Source organism: Cryptocyanus atlanticus LEGE 06306, assembly GCF_056633155.1.
The window spans coordinates 149728-164648 of the sequence record NZ_JBSJOZ010000001.1 but is presented as its reverse complement, the minus strand read 5'-3'; the positions used below and the strand labels follow the sequence as shown (position 1 = coordinate 164648).

Below are 14921 nucleotides of genomic sequence, written 5' to 3'. Positions count from 1 at the left end.
ATAACAGTTTTCAATTCAAGCCGGTTCGCAGGGGCAGGCTCCTCGCTCGGTAGCCTCGCACCATCGCCGTGCAGCCCGCCCTTGGCTCTGGAGGTTCACGATCTGAGCGTCCGCCGGGGCGGTGATCTGGCCCTCGTGGGCATCAGCTTCGTGCTGGAGCCGGGAAGCCTCACCGCCCTGGTCGGGCCCAACGGAGCCGGGAAAAGCACCCTGCTTCAGGCGATCGAAGGGCAGCTTCCCCTGGCTGGCGGCGAGGTCCGTCTCAACGGGGAGTGCCTCACGCCCCGACTGGCACGGCGCCAGCTGGCCCTGATGCCCCAGCGGGGCGAGATCGCCTGGCATTTTCCGATCAGTGTGCGTGACCTGGTCGCCCTGGGCCGGCTGGCCGCCGCCCGCCCGGGCTGCTGCGCCGTGGATGCGGCCCTGCAGCGGGTCGGACTGGTGGGGCTGGCGGATCGGCGCCTCGATCAGCTCTCGGGCGGCCAGCAGCAGCGGGCTCTGCTGGCCCGCACCCTCGTGCAGCCGGCCCGGGTGCTGCTGCTCGATGAGCCCTGTGCGGCCATCGATCCCCCCTCCCGCACTGAACTGCTGGGGGTGATGGCCCAGCTTCGGGACGCCGGGTTCACCCTGCTGGTGAGCAGCCACGACTGGGGGCGGGATCTGGACGCCTACGACCGGGTGCTGGTGATCGACCGCCAGCTGCTGGCCGACGGCGCTCCGGCCGAGGTGCGCCGCACCCTGGGCGATCTGCGAGTGGGCAACCATCACTGTGGCTAAGGTCCCGTTGGCAGGCTCAGGGCTGTCAGTGCGAGAGCTGACGTTGGCGGCACCCACTGCAGAGCCCGAAGAACTCCAGGGTGTGGAAGAGCAGCTCGAAGCCCTGCAAGTCCTCGCCGCGGGGCTGGGCCCCATGCATCGGGCAGCGCTCCAGCGTCACGGTGAGGCCGCAACTCACACAGGTGAGGTGATGGGTGTCCCGTTCGGTGGGGGCGTAGAGCGCCTCACCGCTGGGCAGGTGCCGGCAGCGCACCAGGCCCAGCTGCTGCAGGTGGCGCAGGTGCCGGTACACCGTGGCCAGCCCCATCCCTTGACGGCTGTCCCGCAGCTTGGCGTGCAGATCCTGTCCGGACAGTTCCCGGTCACTGCCCTGAAGCACGCTGAACAGGGTTCCCTGTCGTTCGGTGAGGTGTTCCGGCGCAACCTGAGAATTCATGGGCAGTTTGCTTGGAAATCAAGATCAATCTTATGAACACCGGGCCAGTACTTCCGTATCCCTGCTCGTCTCCCGGTCAGAGACTCCGCGGAAAGCCACTGCCATGACTGAACTCTGGTGGACCCTTCCCCTCATCATGGCACTGCTCTCCGGCTGGGTCTGCGCCCTGGCCGGGACCCTGCTGCTGGTGCAGCGGCGGCTGTTTCAGGCGAATCTGATCTCCCATGCCGTGTTGCCCGGCCTGGCCCTGGCCCTGGCCCTGGGTCTCGATCCGGGCCTGGGCGGAGTGATCAGCGGTTTGGCCGGCGCCCTGCTGGCGGAACGGCTCAGCGGTGGGGAGGGTGGCCAACACGACGGGGATGATGCCGTTCTCAACACGGTTCTGGCCGGCTTCCTGGGGCTCGGGGTGCTGCTGATTCCCCTGCTGGGCATCCGGGTGGATCTGGAGGCCGTGCTGTTCGGGGATCTGCTGGCGGCCTCCCCCGTCGATCTGGGGCGCACCCTGTTCGCCCTGGCGGCCTTGCTGGGCCTGCTGGCGCTGCGCTACCGCCAACTCGTCTTTCTGGGGGTGGACACCCTCGGGGCCGCCAGTGCCGGCCTGCCGGTGCGGGCCCTGCGGCTGCTGGTCACGCTAGTCACCGCCTTCACCGTCGTCAGCGCCATGGCGGCGGTGGGCGTCGTGCTCGTGATCGCCCTGATGGGAGCCCCGGCCCTGCTGGCGCTCTCCGGCGCCAGCAGCCTGCGTCAGGCCCTCTGCCGCGCCGCCGCGATCGGCATGACCCTGGCGGGGGCGGGGTTCCTGCTGGCGATCCAGCCGGCAGTCAATCTTCCCCCCGGTCCCCTGATCGGCGTGCTCAGCCTGCTGCTTCTGCCCCTGAGGGCGCTACTCCGCAGGGCCTGATCCCGCCCGTCGCCGCGTCAGCCGGCCTTCAGCCACCTGACCTGCCGCACCGGTCGCTCCAGCAGGGTGAGCTCCAGGCTCTCGGCGTCAATCAGGGCGGGTCGGGCTTCGGGGCGGACGGTGGTTCCAGAGCCCGAGGGTGGCAGGGGCCGGAGCGCCAGCAGGAGCCGGTCACCGGTGGGGTCGTAGTGGAGTCCGGTTCCCGGTTCCAGCTCCCAGCCCTCCAGCGGGCGCCGCTGCAGCACCTGTCCGCGGCGGTCGAGGGTGAGCAGGGTGAGCCTGGGCTGGCCGATCCCATCGATCAGCAGGGCCCAGATCCGCTCGCCGCCCCGGGAACAGGCGCTGGCCACCAGGCCCTCCTCGCCGATCCAGAGGGCCCGGGGGGCCTGGCCGGGTTCCACCAGCTCGAGGGAGCGACGGAAGTCGGGCCAGTGACGCAGCAGCAGGGCGCGGCCGGCCACCGGACAGAAACTGCTCAGATCGCGGCTGCCCGGGAGGATCTGGCGCAGGGGCTCCCGGGGCGGAAGCGAGCGCAGCGAGAGTCCATCCCGTTCGGGCACGATCGCCGCCCCCCCTTGGGGCAGCAGGGAGACGGGCCCGCTCGCCTCCAGATCCAGCTGGCGGCGGCTGCCATCGCGCCTCCAGATCACCAGCGTGTCGGCCTGGGGCGATCGGCTGCCCCCCTGGACCAGCAGATCCCCGGAGCGGTTGGTGCTCAGATGGGCGAAGACCAGCGGTGGAACCGCGAACCGCTCCAGACGCTCCCGCCGCACCTGGCCCAGAGCCTGGGCGCTCCGGCCCAGGTGGCGTCGGTTCAGCTCCACCCGCCATACGTGGTGCATGCCGTCGGCATCCCGGCTCACCAGAGCCACCCCGGAGCCGTCTCCAAGGGGCTCGATCTCGGGGATCGCCGTCCACACCGGCGAGAGCGGCAGCCAGCGGCCGTCCGGCTGGCGCAGCTGGAGCTGCTCACCGGTCGCGACCGGCACCACCGCCACCAGATGAGGACGGGGATCCCAGTGCCAGAGGCCCTGGGGCAGGGCCAGGCCCCGCCGGTCCTGTCCGGCCAGCCGCAGGGCCAGGGGACCGGTGATCCTCTGGCCCGCCTCCGGCAGCAGCAGCAGGGGATTGGACTCCCCCTGGATGCGGAAGGCGAGTGGCGGGCCCAGACCGGAGCCATCCTCCACGCTGAGCCGGTCCATCGGCCGGCTGAAGCGCAGCTTCAGGGCGGCCGGACCCGAACTGGCCGCCGCCTGCTCAAGCTCCAGCAGGCGGGGCGGCCGCCGCACCAGAACCAGGTGCTGCAGCACGGCCAGGGCGAGGCCGACCAGCAGCACCGGACCCAGAATCCGCCAGGGGTCCTTCCGCACCGGCCTGGCTGCCCTCATGGTTCCAGGGGGCGCCGGGGTCTGGGAATCGGCTGGACCCGCCGGGCGTTCACCACGCTCCGGGTCCGGCCGTCCACCGTTTCGGTGCCCATCACCCCCTCGATGGCCAGCCAGCGATCGGCGCTGGGGGTGGGCCCGGAGGCCGGCCAGCGAACCGGCAGGCCGATCGGGATCGCATCCACCAGGCAGCAGCGCACCAGCAGCCGGGCGAGCTGGGGCCGATCGCCCGGCACCGGCAGCACGAACCCGCTGATCCGCACGGGGTCACCGGCATGGAGGCTGGGGTCGGGTTCGCTGCGTAGCAGCCGGACCCAGTCGGTGAGACTCCGCTGGCCGGGTGGTACCACGAAGGTCAGGCCCGGTTCCTCCAGCAGGTTCGGATCCCGGTTGGCGGCCAGATCGGAGAACGACGGCCGTGGCGGCAGCACCAGCACCAGCACGGCCAGGGCGCAGCTGAGGGCCAGGGTCCGCCGCTCGCCCCGGCTGGGGAGGAGGCGCCCCGGGGAGCGGCCCCTGGCGGCGCGCAGGTCCAGCGCCGCCAGCAGCAGCAGCACGCCTCCACTCGCCCAGACGAGGGGATGGAACACCGCCCGCAGCAGCAGATCGAGCCGTCCGCTGATGCCGCTCTGCAGCAGCACGAGACCCCAGAGCGCCAGAGCGAGCGCGCGCACCATCGCGGAGGACAGGACCGACCGCACCCAGCATGCCTGGCTCAGAGCAGCCACAGGTTCACCCACTGGCCGATCAGCAGCACCAGCAATCCCGCTGCCGCTGCGGTGATCAGGATCGCCCGGGGCCTGAGCAGGATCCCGAACAGCCCGATCAGCTTCAGGTCGATCACCGGTCCGAGCAGTAGAAAGGCCAGCACGGCCCCCGGTGTGACCTGGGCGGCGAAGCCGAGCGCCAGGAACGCATCCACGCTTGAGCAGACCGAGACCACCAGGCTGAGCAGCATCAGGCTGAGGATCGAGAGAGTGGGGGCGCCCCCCACGGCCAGCAGCCAGCTGCGGGGCATCACCGTCTGGACCAGGGCCGCAATCGCGCAGCCCATCACCAGCAGCAGGGCCAGGTCGATGAACTCCCCGCTGGCATGGCCCAGCACCTCCCCCAGCGGGGCGCGAGCTGGGGCCGCCGGGGGTGGGGCCAAGGCCGGGCCGGCTGCCAGGGGCGTCCCCGGGCCGGCGCCGATCAGACCGCCCCGTCGCTCCAGCAGAGACACCTGGCTGAGGGGCTGGCTCAGCCGGCGCTCTTCCAGCAGCGCGGCCGTGAGCAGCTCCCCTTCCGGCAGGTGGCGCAGCAGGGTGGCCAGGACCAGGGAGATCAGCAGGGCACCGAGGGGACGGGCCGCCAGCAGCCACGGCTGGTCGGGGAAGGCGGCCCAGGTGCTGGCCAGCACGATCGGGTTCAGCACCGGCGCGGCGAACAGGAAGCCCAGGGCGGTGGCCAGGGGGGCCCCGGCGGCCAGCAGGCGCCGGGCCACCGGCACGTTGCCGCATTCGCAGGCCGGCAGGGCGAACCCCATGGCGGCGCCGGTGAGCGGACCCAGCAGGGGGTGGGCCGGCAGGGCCCTCACCCAGCGGCCGCCCGGGCTCAGCCAGCGGGCGGCGGCGGAGATCAGCACGCCGATCAGTAGGAAGGGCATCGCCTCCACCAGCAGGGCCTGGAACAGGGCCCAGGCGGTGGCCCAACGGTCCAGGCTCAAGGCAATCGGGGCGGAGGAGCCGAGGCCTGGGTCCCGGCCGTGAACCAGGCCGGAGTGGCCGCATAGCAGGCGGCATTGCGCTCGTTTTCGCGCGCTTCCACCTTCCAGCAGCAGGCCCGTCCCCGCTCCCGCTCCCGCAGCAGCGTGTTGGCCCAGCCCCAGACCAGCTCGGCGCTGCTCTCCATGCCCACGTTGCCCATCACCCGGAGGTCCAGGGCGCCCCGGGCGTGGAGATCCTGCCAGTGCTCGAGCAGGGGGTCATCGGCATTGACCAGGAAAGTGTGATCGAACTGGGCGGCCAGCTGCCCCTCCAGGGACCGCAGGCTGGAAAAATCCACCACGAACCCGTTGTCGTCGAGCCGCAGGGCCTGGAACCAGCAGGTGAAGCTGCGGCTGTAGCCATGCACGAAACGGCAATGGCCCGGATGCCGCCACTGCCGGTGACAGCAGGGATAGCCGCCGAACTGTTTCGAGCAGGTGTGGGGGGTCGTGGGGGGGGAGGTCATCGGGATGGGCCAGGATCGCAGCTGCCGCTCAGCGCCAGCCCATGCAGGCATCATTCCAGCGTCCGGACGCGCTCATCGGGCGGCTGCGCTTCGATCAGGCCGGCCTGATTCCGGCCATCGCCCAGGACTGGCTCGATGGCGCCGTGCTGATGGTGGCCTGGATGAACGAGGAGGCGATCACGCGCACCCTCGCCAGTGGGGAGGTGCATTACTGGAGCCGCTCCCGGCGCGAGCTCTGGCACAAGGGGGCCACCAGCGGCCATGTGCAGCGGCTGCGCGGCCTGCGTTACGACTGCGATGCCGATGTGCTGCTGCTCACGATCGAGCAGGCCGGTGAGGTGGCCTGTCACACCGGAGCCCGCAGTTGCTTCTTCGGCACCGCCGCCGTGGCTACCGAGCCCGGGGTCCTGCCGCCACCGGCCGATGTCTGCACCGAGCTGGGCCGGCTGATCCGGGCACGCCGCGAGGTCCCCGAACCCGGCAGCTACACCAATCGGCTGCTGGAGGGCGGGGACAACCGCATCCTCAAGAAGATCGGCGAGGAGAGTGCCGAGTTCGTGATGGCCTGCAAGGACGACGATGCCGAGGCCATCGCCGCTGAAGCGGCCGATCTCCTCTACCACCTGCAGGTGGCCCTGGCCCACCACGGGGTCGACTGGCGACGGGTGCAGGAGGTGCTGGCGGAGCGGCGTGGCGCCCCCCGGCGCGCCTAGGGCCGGCCGACGCGGGGTGGCTTCGCTTCATGGGCCGGCCCATCCAGCCGGTCGGACTCATCCCCGCAGGGGAGTGCTCCGCAGTCCCGGAGCCCGAAGCGGGTGGGCTGGGCGTATAGCCAGCGCAAAGTGGCCCGGTCCCGTTCGCTCAGCTCCAGCACCGGGAAGGCGCCTGGCACGGCGGCCAGGGCGTCGGCTGGATCGTCGCTGTGGCCCCAGAGACCGAAGGCATGGCCCAGTTCGTGGAGGGCGGTGGCCTGCAGGGCCTCCCGGCGCTGGTCCGGGCTCAGCAGCACCTCCACCCGGGGCTCCAGCCGCCACTGGCTCTGCCGCTCCACCTCCCGGAGGGTCAGCAGGGCCCGTCCATGGCTGGCTCGGCGTTGTCCCGAGGCCTCCAGCAGGGGCGGGCGGCGTCGGAAGAGCAGCACCTGGGCCCGCTCCGGATCAAGGACCCGCTCCAGGGACAGGTCCCGGTTCCAGGTGAGCAGGGCGGCCGTCACGGCGTCCAGCCAGCGCTCTTCCCAGCGGGCCGCCGGACCGCTCAGGCGGCCCGGCTCCACCCAGACACACCAGTGCCGCAGCAGGGGCCAGCCCGCGGGGGTCGTCTGAAGCTGGTGGCGGTAGTCCCCGCCGGCCGGTGCCGGTGCCGGTGCCGGGGGAGGCACGTCTTGTGCGCCATCGCTGGCGCTCCAGGACCGGCTGCGCTCGGCTGCGGGACAACGATCCCGGGGCGACGCAGCCCGCAGGGGGGTGGGCAGGGCCGCGCCGGCGGTAAGCAGGGCGCCCAGCAGGGCCCCGGCGCGGTGCAGCCGTTTCGGCCAGGGGAGTGTCATGGGGGGCGAGCGCACTGCTCAGGCTCAGCCGGGCAGCCCCACCCCGCGGGCCATCAGGGTGGCCAGCAGGGGAATCGAGGCGAATCCCACCAGCTCGATGTTGAGGATCCAGCGCAGCCGGCCGGCCAGGCCCTCACTCACCTGGGGCAGCTCTCCCTTGCGCAGGGGGATGGCCCAGAGGATGTAGGTGATCGTGGGGTAGAGCGACAGGGCCCCCACCGAGAGGTAGAGCCCCACCTTCCACCAGAACAGGGGGTTGAGGGTGTAGAAATCGCTGCCCTGGCCGTAGTGGAGCACCCGCAGGATCCCGCTCAGCAGCAGCAGGAGGGCGGCGATGCCGTACACGATGTCGGTGATCACCATCAAGGTGGCCTCCTGCCGTTCGGGATGGGCCTTCACCAGCCGCCGCTCCAGCACCAGGGCACCGAAGCAGAGCATGAAGCTCAGGTAATGCACGTAGGCCACCACAGCGGAAGGCACTACCCCAGTCGGGAAGACGAAAGCGATGGGGAGGCTGGCCAGGTGGGGCATCACTGCGGCGATCGGCGGAGCACGACCGTAGCGAGCGGCGGCGGTGACCGATGAGTAGAAATGCGGGTTGATCTGTTGCCGACAGACGATCGTGGCGATTCTGAATAACGAAGTAACACGGAAGTTGGAAGCCTTTCTTAGGGTTGATAAGGGTTCGAAAAAGCGCCGTAGCTTGTAACCAGCTGCTGTTCGGGGCCATGGTGAGTTCACTGAGCACTTTTCTGGGGGAGATCGGCCGCCACCAACTGCTGACGCCCTCCCAGGAACTCACCCTGGGCCGCAAGGTGCAGGCGATGATCGCCCTGAACGACCGGTGCAGCTTCGCCGGGGGGGAGGGTGAGGCCTGTGCTTACAGCGATGTCGAGCGGCGCGTCATCCGCCTCGGCGAACGGGCCAAGGATCAGATGATCACGGCGAATCTGCGGCTGGTGGTGAATCTGGCCAAGCGCTACCAGGGCAAGGGACTGGATCTGCTCGATCTGATCCAGGAGGGCACGATCGGTCTGGTCCGCGCCGTGGAGAAATACGACCCCACCCGCGGTCACCGCTTCAGCACCTACGCCTACTGGTGGATTCGTCAGGGACTCAACCGGGCGCTCTCCACCCAGAGCCGCACCATTCGCATCCCGGTGAATGTGAACGAGAAACTGACCCGTTTGCGCGCCACCAGGGCCAGGCTCCTTCAGCTCAATGGGGCGCCCGCCTCCGCTCCGGAGCTCGCTGCCGGACTGGGGATTCCCCTGGCGGAGGTGGAGGACCTCCTCGCCTGCGAGGTGCGCAGTGTCACTGTCAGCCTCCAGGGAGTTGTCAGATCCAAGGCGGATCCCTCCGAGCTGATCGATGTGCTGCCCAGCAACGAACTGCCCCCCCTGGAGCGCGCCGAACTGGCGGAGCGGCGGGATTCCGTCTGGAGGCTGCTCGATGGTGCCCAGCTCACGCCCCGGGAGCGGACGGTGGTGATGTTGCGCTTCGGCCTGGACGGCAGCCGGGAGTGGCGCACCCTGGCGGAGGTGGCGCGCCAGCTGGGCTGCAGCAGGGAGTACTGCCGTCAGGTGGTGCAGCGGGCCCTGCGCAAGCTGCGCAAGGCCGGTGTGCAGAGCGGGCTGGTGGAAGCCTGCTGAGGGGGTGGGGGATGCCGGCGGAAGGGAGGGATCTCCGCCCCCCCTGGCCAGCAACCCGTCCTTGCCGATCCCAGCTCGCTCTGACGAAGATGGTTCATCCCGTCGCTCCCGGAAGAGCCATGGCCCCGACTGACGCCAGTTTCAGCACCAGCGCATCCGGTGAGCCCTCCGGTGGCAACGGATCCACCGTGGATGCGGAAGTGCTGGAGAGCACGGTGGTGGATGAAGGGGTGCTGCGGCGTCTGCTGCGGCGCGCCGGCCGGGCCATCGCCCTCCCTGCCCTGGAGTGCCTGGAGCTGCTGCTCGATGCCTCCACTCCCCCCCAGGTCCGGCTCACCATGCTGGCGGCGCTCACCTACCTGCTGCTGCCCCTGGATCTGATTCCCGATTTCATCCCAGCGGCGGGATTCAGCGACGACCTGGTGGCTCTCACGGCCCTGCTCGGTCTCACCGGCCGTCACCTCACCCCCGATGTCCGCGCCCGGGCCCGGCGCAAACTGGATCGCTGGTTTCCTCCCGGCCGTTGATGGCGCTTCTCACCTCAGTCGAACTGGAGGATCTGCAGAGCTTTGTCAAGGACTGGCTCCGCCACCAGGGCCGGACCCAGGCCGATCTGAGACGGGCCCTGCGGGCGGAATCGATCCGCATGCCCGTGCTGCTGGAGGCACTCCAGCACATCCATGACGAGCGGGGTCTGGTGGGGCTGGCCGAGCGCCTCTGCGGAATCGAGCAGCACTGGCACGAGGATCAGCCCGCACCGGAATGCGGCGAAGCGTCCGATGGCCTGGGCCAGCTGGATCTGCTGCTGGAGGCGATTCGCCGGGATGGAGAGCTCTAGGGGCATCCCCGCCGGACCCGGCAGCGGGCGCGACTGCAGCCGGTGGGCCCAGGCAGGCAGAGTGGCTGCAGCCGCAATCGCGTTCATGGCGCCCGATCTTCCCCCCTCCTCGGGGCCTCGGACCGGGAGAACGGTCCTCCGGGCCTGGCTCGGGCTCTGGGTCGCCCTGGCCGGCCTGGGTCTGGCCGGTTCCCCGCTGCGGGCCGAAAGTGAGAGTTACCTCCTGGGTCCTGGCAGCAACGTCGGTCCGGCCACCCGCATCAAGACGACCAACTGCCGCCCCGGCCCCGACGGTTCCATCACCTGCGACACCGTCATCGAGAACTCCCCGAGCGACACGCCCGCCAAGCCCAGCGTCACTCCCTTCGATAACTGATGCGAAGGCTGCTGGGCCTGTTCGACGACGGAGTGTTCCTTGAGCTGGTCGATCGGTTTGAGCGACTCCTGGCCAAGGTGCTCTCGCTCCTGCTCTGCGTGGTGCTGGTGGCGGCGACCCTGCAGCTGGTCGTCTCGGTGTTGTCGGAATTCTTCAACCCCTCCACCGGTTGGCTGGGCAACGATCTGATCCACATCCTGGGCGATGTGCTCACCGTGCTGATCGCCCTGGAGGTGCTGCAGAACATCACCGCCTACCTGCGGCACCATGTGGTCCAGATTGAGCTTGTGCTGCTCACGGCGCTCACCGCCGTGGCCCGGAAGGTGATCGTGCTGCCCCCGGGGGCCGAGAACAAGCCGATGCTGCTCCTGGGCCTCGGGGTCACGGTGGTGAGCCTCGCGGCGGGCTACTGGATGGTGCGGCAGGCCACCTTCAGCCTCAGGGGGCCCAGAACAGGGCGAGCCAGAGCGTTCCGGGAGCCGGATCGGTAGCCACCACCCGGTGCCGCCGGTGGGGCTCGATCAACAGCCAGTCGCCCGGCGACAGGTCTCGGGGCTCCGGTTCATCGGCGAAGAGCAGGCGGGCACTGCCGCGCAACAGCAGCACCCATTCCGCCTGGCTCTGGTCGTCCCAGCGGTCAGCCGGGGCTCCGTAGGCGCAGGAGTGGATGCGCTCCAGCCGCCACCCCTGCCGCTCGAGCAGAACCTCCACCCGCTCCTCCCCCTCCTGCGGGCAGGGGCTTTCCAGCAGGTTGGCCGGACCGCCGCCTGTGGGGGGCTCGGGCTCTCCCCAGCGCCTGCCGATCTCGAATCCGTTCCGCCGCGCCAGGGCCACCACGGCCGGATGGCTGGCGCAGCTGCGCAGGGAGCGGAGCAGCTCCGGATCGCGCTCGCTCAGGGCCACGAAGGCGTTGAGCTGGCGGACCTTCTCCAGAAACCGTTGCAGGTGCTCCTCGGCCATCGGGTCGGTGCCGCCGGGGGTTGTGTCAGTCAGGGGGCGTGGTCAGGGGGAGGTGGTCAGTGAAGCGTGGACAGCCCCATGGTCCCCGCCGCTGAGCGGCTTGGCCATGCGGAAGCGCCGGAAGGGCACTCCGGCCAGGGTCAGATCCTCGATCCACTCCACCTGCCAGCCTTCCCGCTCGAACAGCGGCCTGGAGAGGAAGCTGGCTTCGGTGCGCAGCCGGAGGATGCCAGCCGCCCGGGCGCTGGACTCCAGGGCCCGGAGCAGGGCCGTGGCCCGCCCCTGCCGGCAGGAGCGGCCGCGGCAATACAGCAGGGAGATCCGATCGGCCGGCTCCAGCAGGCCGAAGGCCTCAATGCCGATGCCATCGGGGCCGCAGCTGGCCAGCCCCTCCCCCCGCTCGAGCTCCTCGAGGAAGCGGGCCCGCCCGGCGGCCAGGCCCGCCCAGGCTTCCACCTGCTCATGGCTGTAGAGCTCGGTTGCCTGGCTTCGGACCGCGTCGCTGTAGACCTCCAGCAGTTCGGGGTGATCGCCGGAGCGGAGACGACGAAGGCGGGGCATGATCACGGGGGAGGCGCCATCGCGCTGCGAAGAAATGAAACAGGATCCGCGTCAGGGCTCGCCGGGACCTGCGTGGCTGATCCGTTCCTTTATACGGTCAGTACCGGGCCCAAGGCGTGGAGCAGCAGATGACGATGGCCGATTCAGGGCCCCTCACGATCGGTGAACTGGAGGCCGGTTTCTCCGCCTACTGCCAGGCGTTACGCCGTCTGGTGGCCGATGGTCGGAGTCTGGAGCGGATCCAGCGCACCCATTGCTGGCACAACCTCGAGCGGCTTCACACTTCCCTGCCCCAGCGTTACCGCTCCCCGCTGGATCTCTATGAGCGTTACCTCAGGGCGAGGCGTTCCGCCGAAGCGGCCGGCCACTGAATGGCCCCTTCATCGGTATGGTGCGGGCCCCACTGAGGGCCATGGATTGATGGACCCGGGTTGAGCGTTCCCGGTTGTGTGGGCCCTGATCACGCCAGGGGGGTTGCATCGCTTGGCGAGGTTAGCTCTGATCATGTAACTTCAGGATGTAATCCACCATTCCAGGCGAACACATCGATGCTCACAGGAACTGAACTGCTGGCCAAGGTCAAGGAACTCGGGGATGTGGGCAAGTCCGAGATCGTGCGGGCCTGTGGCTACGTCTCCACCAAGAAGGATGGGGCGGAGCGGCTGAACTTCACCGCGTTCTACGAAGCCCTGCTGGAAGCCAAGGGCGTCGATCTCGGCGTCAGCGGCAAGGTCGGAAAGGGAGGGCGCAAGCTCAGCTATGTCGCCACTGTTCAGGGCAATGGCAATCTGCTGATCGGTAAGGCCTACACGGCCCTGCTCGATCTCAAACCCGGCGATGAATTCGAGATCAAGCTGGGCCGCAAGCAGATTCGTCTGATCCCAGCCGGCAGTGACGAGGGCGACGACTGAGCCGGCCCGGCCACACTGGGGGCCTGCAGCCGATCAGCCCGTGGCCGATGTGACCCCGATTGCCCCCTCCAGCGCGGCGCCACGAGCCTGGCGAGGAGTTCTGGGGGTTCTGGTGCTTCTGGCGCTGGTGCTGCTGGCCTGGTGGCCACGGCCCGCCTGGGGGGCGGCGATGACCCGTTCCGGTGCGTCCCTGTTTGAGGCCCATTGCGTCGGATGCCACCGCAACGGGGGCAACATCGTCCGCCGCGGCAAGACCCTGAAGCTGGCAGCGCTGGAACGGAACGGCATCACTGGCCCGGAGGCGATTGCGGCGATCGCCGCCAACGGGCTCGGTCGCATGGGTGCCTATGGCGACCGGCTCGGCGACGGGGGACCTGAGATGGTGGCCGCCTGGGTCTGGCAGCAGGCCCTGCGGGACTGGACACCAGGCGCCTAGAGGGCGCGGATCCAGGGATAGATCGCCACCGCAGTCCAGATCCCTTCCCGCCAGTACACATCACCGTGCACCAGGGCCTCCACCTCCGCCTGGCTGTCGGCCTCGTAGAGGCCGAAGACATGGGTGGTGCAGGTGGTGGGGCCGAGGGTGAGCAGCACGCCCTCCGCCTTCTGGCGTTGCAGTCCCTCCAGATGGTCCTGGCGGAAGGGGCCACGCTTCTCGAGCGCGTCCTCGCAGTAGGTGCCCCAGAGCACGAAGGTCGCCATGGCCAGAGTCTGCGCAGGGTGTGGATCCACTCTGGGGCTCGGTCGCTCCCGGGCTCAAGGGGAGCTTCAGCGAAGTCCCAGCCTGGGGCTTCCCCCGGCCGGCTCCGGGGCGTCGGGGCGATCCCCACGGCGGAAGATCAGGAGGCGGTTATGGGCCGGCAGGGCGCGATCGTCGATCGGGTGCAGCCCCTCGGCCGTCGCCAGCCCCACCAGCTCCCGGGCATCGCGGATCCCCATGGCCGGATCCAGGCTGCGCAGGTGGGCGTCGAAAGCGAGGTTGCTGGGGCTGGTGTGGGCCTCGCCATAGCGGAAGGGGCCGTAGAGGCAGAAGATTCCCCCGGCCATCAGGACCCGGGCACTGCCAGCCAGCAGGGCGGGCACGGCCGACCAGGGCATGATGTGGGTCGTGTTGGCGCTGAAGACCGCCTCGAACGGACCGGCGGGCCAGGCGTTCCGGGTCACGTCCAGCTCGAGGGGGGGGAGCAGCAGCCCCGGGTCTCCCGCCCGGTTGCCCTCCAGCTCCAGGCGCCTGCGCAGGCCGTCCAGGTGTTCCGACCGATCGCTCGCCTGCCAGACCACCGCCAGTTCCCGCCCGGCGTGCACGGCATGTTGCCCGGTGCCGGATCCGATCTCGAGCAGACGGGGGCGCTGCCCACCGGAGCCGGCCGGCAGGCTGTGGCGCAGAACCTCCAGGATCGGGCCACGGTTGCGCTCGCAGGCCTCGGAGAACGGCAGAGCGTCGATGGAGTGGGGCATGGGAGTCAGGGCAAGGCGGTGTCGTCGAGGGCCTGGCGCAGCTCGGTGATGAAGGCGCCGGCCGCGGCCGCCACCGGCCTCCCCTCGCTGACTGCAGTCGCCATCAGGGCGACCAGGGCGCTGCCGACAATCGCCCCGTCGGCGCCCCAGTCGCGCACCTGGCAGGCCTGCCCGGCTCCGGAGATGCCGAACCCCACCGCCACGGGCGTCGGTCCGAGCGCCTTGATCTGCCGCACCAGTGCTCCCACCCGTGATTCCAGTTCGCGGCGTGCCCCGGTCACCCCGGTGACGCTGACCAGATAGGTGAAGCCCCGGCTGGCCGCCACGATGCGCGCCATCCGCTCGGGTGGCGTGGTAGGTGCCACCAGCAGCACCAGATCCAGACCCCGGTCGGCGGCGATCGGGGCGAGGCGTTCCGCCTCCTCCAGGGGCAGATCCGGCACCACCAGACCGGCGGCCCCGGCGGCAGCCGCGTCGCGGCAGAACGCCTCCAGGCCGCGGTTGAGCAGTGGATTGGCGTAGGTGAACAGCACCACGGGGGTGTTCAGCTCGCCCTGGAGGCCCTCCAGCAGGTCCAGCACCCGGGAGGGCGTGGTGCCCGCGGCCAGGGCGCGTCCGGCCGCCGCCTGGATCACCGGGCCATCGGCCAGGGGGTCGCTGTAAGGAATGCCTAGTTCGATCAGGTCGGCGCCGGCCGTTTCCAGGGCCAGCAGGGTGGCCCGGGTGGTGGTGAGATCGGGATCCCCCGCCATCAGGAAGGGCATCACGGCGCAGCGCCGGCGTTGCCGCAGGGCATCGAAGCGGCGGGCGATCCAGCTGGTGCTGAGGCTGGCGGGTACGGCGCTCATCGGGCCGGTGGACGGGGGTGTGGGCTGAGCCTAGGGGCCAACCGGCGCCGGGCTCATCAGC

23 protein-coding genes are annotated in these 14921 nt (G+C 70.2%); 11 read left to right on the top strand and 12 right to left on the bottom strand.

The annotated features are described in order from the left end of the window. The first annotated feature begins 81 nt into the window (after positions 1–81). Positions 82–777: a metal ABC transporter ATP-binding protein gene (locus tag ACWJI7_RS00875; RefSeq protein ID WP_479934515.1), complete on the top strand. Its 696-nt coding sequence runs from the start codon at positions 82–84 to the stop codon at positions 775–777. Between the two features lie 25 nt (positions 778–802). Here ACWJI7_RS00875 and ACWJI7_RS00870 read toward each other — a convergent pair whose 3' ends face one another. Further along, positions 803–1213, bottom strand: a complete 411-nt coding sequence (locus ACWJI7_RS00870; RefSeq protein ID WP_479934513.1) for a Fur family transcriptional regulator — start codon at positions 1211–1213, stop codon at positions 803–805. 103 nt (positions 1214–1316) lie between these two features. On the opposite strand from ACWJI7_RS00870, the gene ACWJI7_RS00865 reads away from it, so the two are divergent. Further along, positions 1317–2114, top strand: coding sequence for a metal ABC transporter permease (locus ACWJI7_RS00865; RefSeq protein ID WP_479934511.1), 798 nt, complete (start codon positions 1317–1319; stop codon positions 2112–2114). 17 nt (positions 2115–2131) lie between these two features. On the opposite strand, the gene ACWJI7_RS00860 is transcribed toward ACWJI7_RS00865, so the two are convergent. The 4 genes from ACWJI7_RS00860 to ACWJI7_RS00845 are packed head-to-tail and all read right to left on the bottom strand — an operon-like array spanning position 2132 to position 5710. Further along, positions 2132–3502, bottom strand: coding sequence for a hypothetical protein (locus ACWJI7_RS00860; RefSeq protein WP_479934509.1), 1371 nt, complete (start codon positions 3500–3502; stop codon positions 2132–2134). Beyond that, positions 3499–4176, bottom strand: a complete 678-nt coding sequence (locus tag ACWJI7_RS00855) for a TIGR03943 family putative permease subunit (protein ID WP_479934507.1) — start codon at positions 4174–4176, stop codon at positions 3499–3501. Before ACWJI7_RS00855 ends, ACWJI7_RS00860 begins: the two co-directional genes overlap by 4 nt. Positions 4177–4214: 38 nt before the next feature. Beyond that, positions 4215–5198: a permease gene (locus tag ACWJI7_RS00850; protein ID WP_479935113.1), complete on the bottom strand. Its 984-nt coding sequence runs from the start codon at positions 5196–5198 to the stop codon at positions 4215–4217. A 2-nt stretch (positions 5199–5200) separates the two neighbouring features. Continuing rightward, positions 5201–5710 carry a 6-carboxytetrahydropterin synthase gene (locus ACWJI7_RS00845; protein WP_479934505.1) on the bottom strand — a complete coding sequence of 170 codons (510 nt, stop codon included), beginning with the start codon at positions 5708–5710 and terminating at the stop codon, positions 5201–5203. A gap of 41 nt (positions 5711–5751) precedes the next feature. On the opposite strand from ACWJI7_RS00845, the gene hisIE reads away from it, so the two are divergent. Continuing rightward, positions 5752–6423, top strand: a complete 672-nt coding sequence (gene hisIE, locus ACWJI7_RS00840) for a bifunctional phosphoribosyl-AMP cyclohydrolase/phosphoribosyl-ATP diphosphatase HisIE (protein ID WP_479934504.1) — start codon at positions 5752–5754, stop codon at positions 6421–6423. On the opposite strand, the gene ACWJI7_RS00835 is transcribed toward hisIE, so the two are convergent. Together ACWJI7_RS00835 and ACWJI7_RS00830 are read right to left on the bottom strand one after the other, a co-directional pair. Further along, positions 6420–7256, bottom strand: a complete 837-nt coding sequence (locus tag ACWJI7_RS00835) for a peptidase (RefSeq protein ID WP_479934502.1) — start codon at positions 7254–7256, stop codon at positions 6420–6422. The genes hisIE and ACWJI7_RS00835 overlap by 4 nt on opposite strands. Positions 7257–7280: 24 nt before the next feature. Further along, positions 7281–7787 (bottom strand): DUF2214 family protein, encoded by a 507-nt coding sequence (locus ACWJI7_RS00830; RefSeq protein ID WP_479934500.1) that lies wholly within the window; start codon positions 7785–7787, stop codon positions 7281–7283. 197 nt (positions 7788–7984) lie between these two features. Here ACWJI7_RS00830 and ACWJI7_RS00825 point away from each other — a divergent pair, with 197 nt between their 5' ends. The 5 genes from ACWJI7_RS00825 to ACWJI7_RS00805 all read left to right on the top strand — a co-directional run bounded on the left by ACWJI7_RS00825 (position 7985) and on the right by ACWJI7_RS00805 (position 10613). Beyond that, positions 7985–8908: a sigma-70 family RNA polymerase sigma factor gene (locus tag ACWJI7_RS00825; RefSeq protein WP_479934499.1), complete on the top strand. Its 924-nt coding sequence runs from the start codon at positions 7985–7987 to the stop codon at positions 8906–8908. A gap of 119 nt (positions 8909–9027) precedes the next feature. Then, positions 9028–9435, top strand: coding sequence for a DUF1232 domain-containing protein (locus ACWJI7_RS00820; protein ID WP_479934497.1), 408 nt, complete (start codon positions 9028–9030; stop codon positions 9433–9435). Next, positions 9435–9746, top strand: coding sequence for a hypothetical protein (locus tag ACWJI7_RS00815; RefSeq protein WP_479934495.1), 312 nt, complete (start codon positions 9435–9437; stop codon positions 9744–9746). The genes ACWJI7_RS00820 and ACWJI7_RS00815 overlap by 1 nt, the downstream gene beginning before the upstream one ends. 85 nt (positions 9747–9831) lie before the next feature. Beyond that, a complete protein-coding gene (locus ACWJI7_RS00810) occupies positions 9832–10122 on the top strand; it encodes a hypothetical protein (protein WP_479934493.1) in 291 nt (96 codons plus the stop codon). Beyond that, positions 10122–10613 (top strand): phosphate-starvation-inducible PsiE family protein, encoded by a 492-nt coding sequence (locus ACWJI7_RS00805; RefSeq protein WP_479934491.1) that lies wholly within the window; start codon positions 10122–10124, stop codon positions 10611–10613. The genes ACWJI7_RS00810 and ACWJI7_RS00805 overlap by 1 nt, the downstream gene beginning before the upstream one ends. On the opposite strand, the gene ACWJI7_RS00800 is transcribed toward ACWJI7_RS00805, so the two are convergent. Together ACWJI7_RS00800 and ACWJI7_RS00795 are read right to left on the bottom strand one after the other, a co-directional pair. Then, positions 10561–11082 (bottom strand): Nif11 domain/cupin domain-containing protein, encoded by a 522-nt coding sequence (locus tag ACWJI7_RS00800; RefSeq protein WP_479934489.1) that lies wholly within the window; start codon positions 11080–11082, stop codon positions 10561–10563. The two genes, ACWJI7_RS00805 and ACWJI7_RS00800, sit on opposite strands and share 53 nt — an antisense overlap. A gap of 42 nt (positions 11083–11124) precedes the next feature. Beyond that, positions 11125–11643, bottom strand: a complete 519-nt coding sequence (locus tag ACWJI7_RS00795; RefSeq protein WP_479934487.1) for a GNAT family protein — start codon at positions 11641–11643, stop codon at positions 11125–11127. A 134-nt stretch (positions 11644–11777) separates the two neighbouring features. On the opposite strand from ACWJI7_RS00795, the gene ACWJI7_RS00790 reads away from it, so the two are divergent. The 3 genes from ACWJI7_RS00790 to ACWJI7_RS00780 all read left to right on the top strand — a co-directional run bounded on the left by ACWJI7_RS00790 (position 11778) and on the right by ACWJI7_RS00780 (position 12990). Then, positions 11778–12014: a DUF3136 domain-containing protein gene (locus tag ACWJI7_RS00790; protein ID WP_479934486.1), complete on the top strand. Its 237-nt coding sequence runs from the start codon at positions 11778–11780 to the stop codon at positions 12012–12014. A gap of 177 nt (positions 12015–12191) precedes the next feature. Continuing rightward, the gene (locus ACWJI7_RS00785) at positions 12192–12554 is read left to right on the top strand and encodes an AbrB family transcriptional regulator (protein WP_479934484.1); all 363 of its coding nucleotides are present in this window, start codon (positions 12192–12194) and stop codon (positions 12552–12554) included. Positions 12555–12603: 49 nt separating this feature from the next. Then, entirely contained in the window at positions 12604–12990 is a 387-nt protein-coding gene (locus tag ACWJI7_RS00780) for a c-type cytochrome (RefSeq protein WP_479934483.1), read from the top strand. Here the strand turns inward: ACWJI7_RS00780 and ACWJI7_RS00775 are convergent. The 3 genes from ACWJI7_RS00775 to trpA all read right to left on the bottom strand — a co-directional run bounded on the left by ACWJI7_RS00775 (position 12987) and on the right by trpA (position 14860). Further along, positions 12987–13256 carry a YciI family protein gene (locus tag ACWJI7_RS00775; protein WP_479934481.1) on the bottom strand — a complete coding sequence of 90 codons (270 nt, stop codon included), beginning with the start codon at positions 13254–13256 and terminating at the stop codon, positions 12987–12989. The two genes, ACWJI7_RS00780 and ACWJI7_RS00775, sit on opposite strands and share 4 nt — an antisense overlap. 66 nt (positions 13257–13322) lie before the next feature. Further along, positions 13323–14012, bottom strand: a complete 690-nt coding sequence (locus ACWJI7_RS00770; protein WP_479934479.1) for a DUF938 domain-containing protein — start codon at positions 14010–14012, stop codon at positions 13323–13325. A gap of 5 nt (positions 14013–14017) precedes the next feature. Next, the gene (gene trpA, locus ACWJI7_RS00765; RefSeq protein WP_479934477.1) at positions 14018–14860 is read right to left on the bottom strand and encodes a tryptophan synthase subunit alpha; all 843 of its coding nucleotides are present in this window, start codon (positions 14858–14860) and stop codon (positions 14018–14020) included. Positions 14861–14921 lie beyond the last annotated feature (61 nt).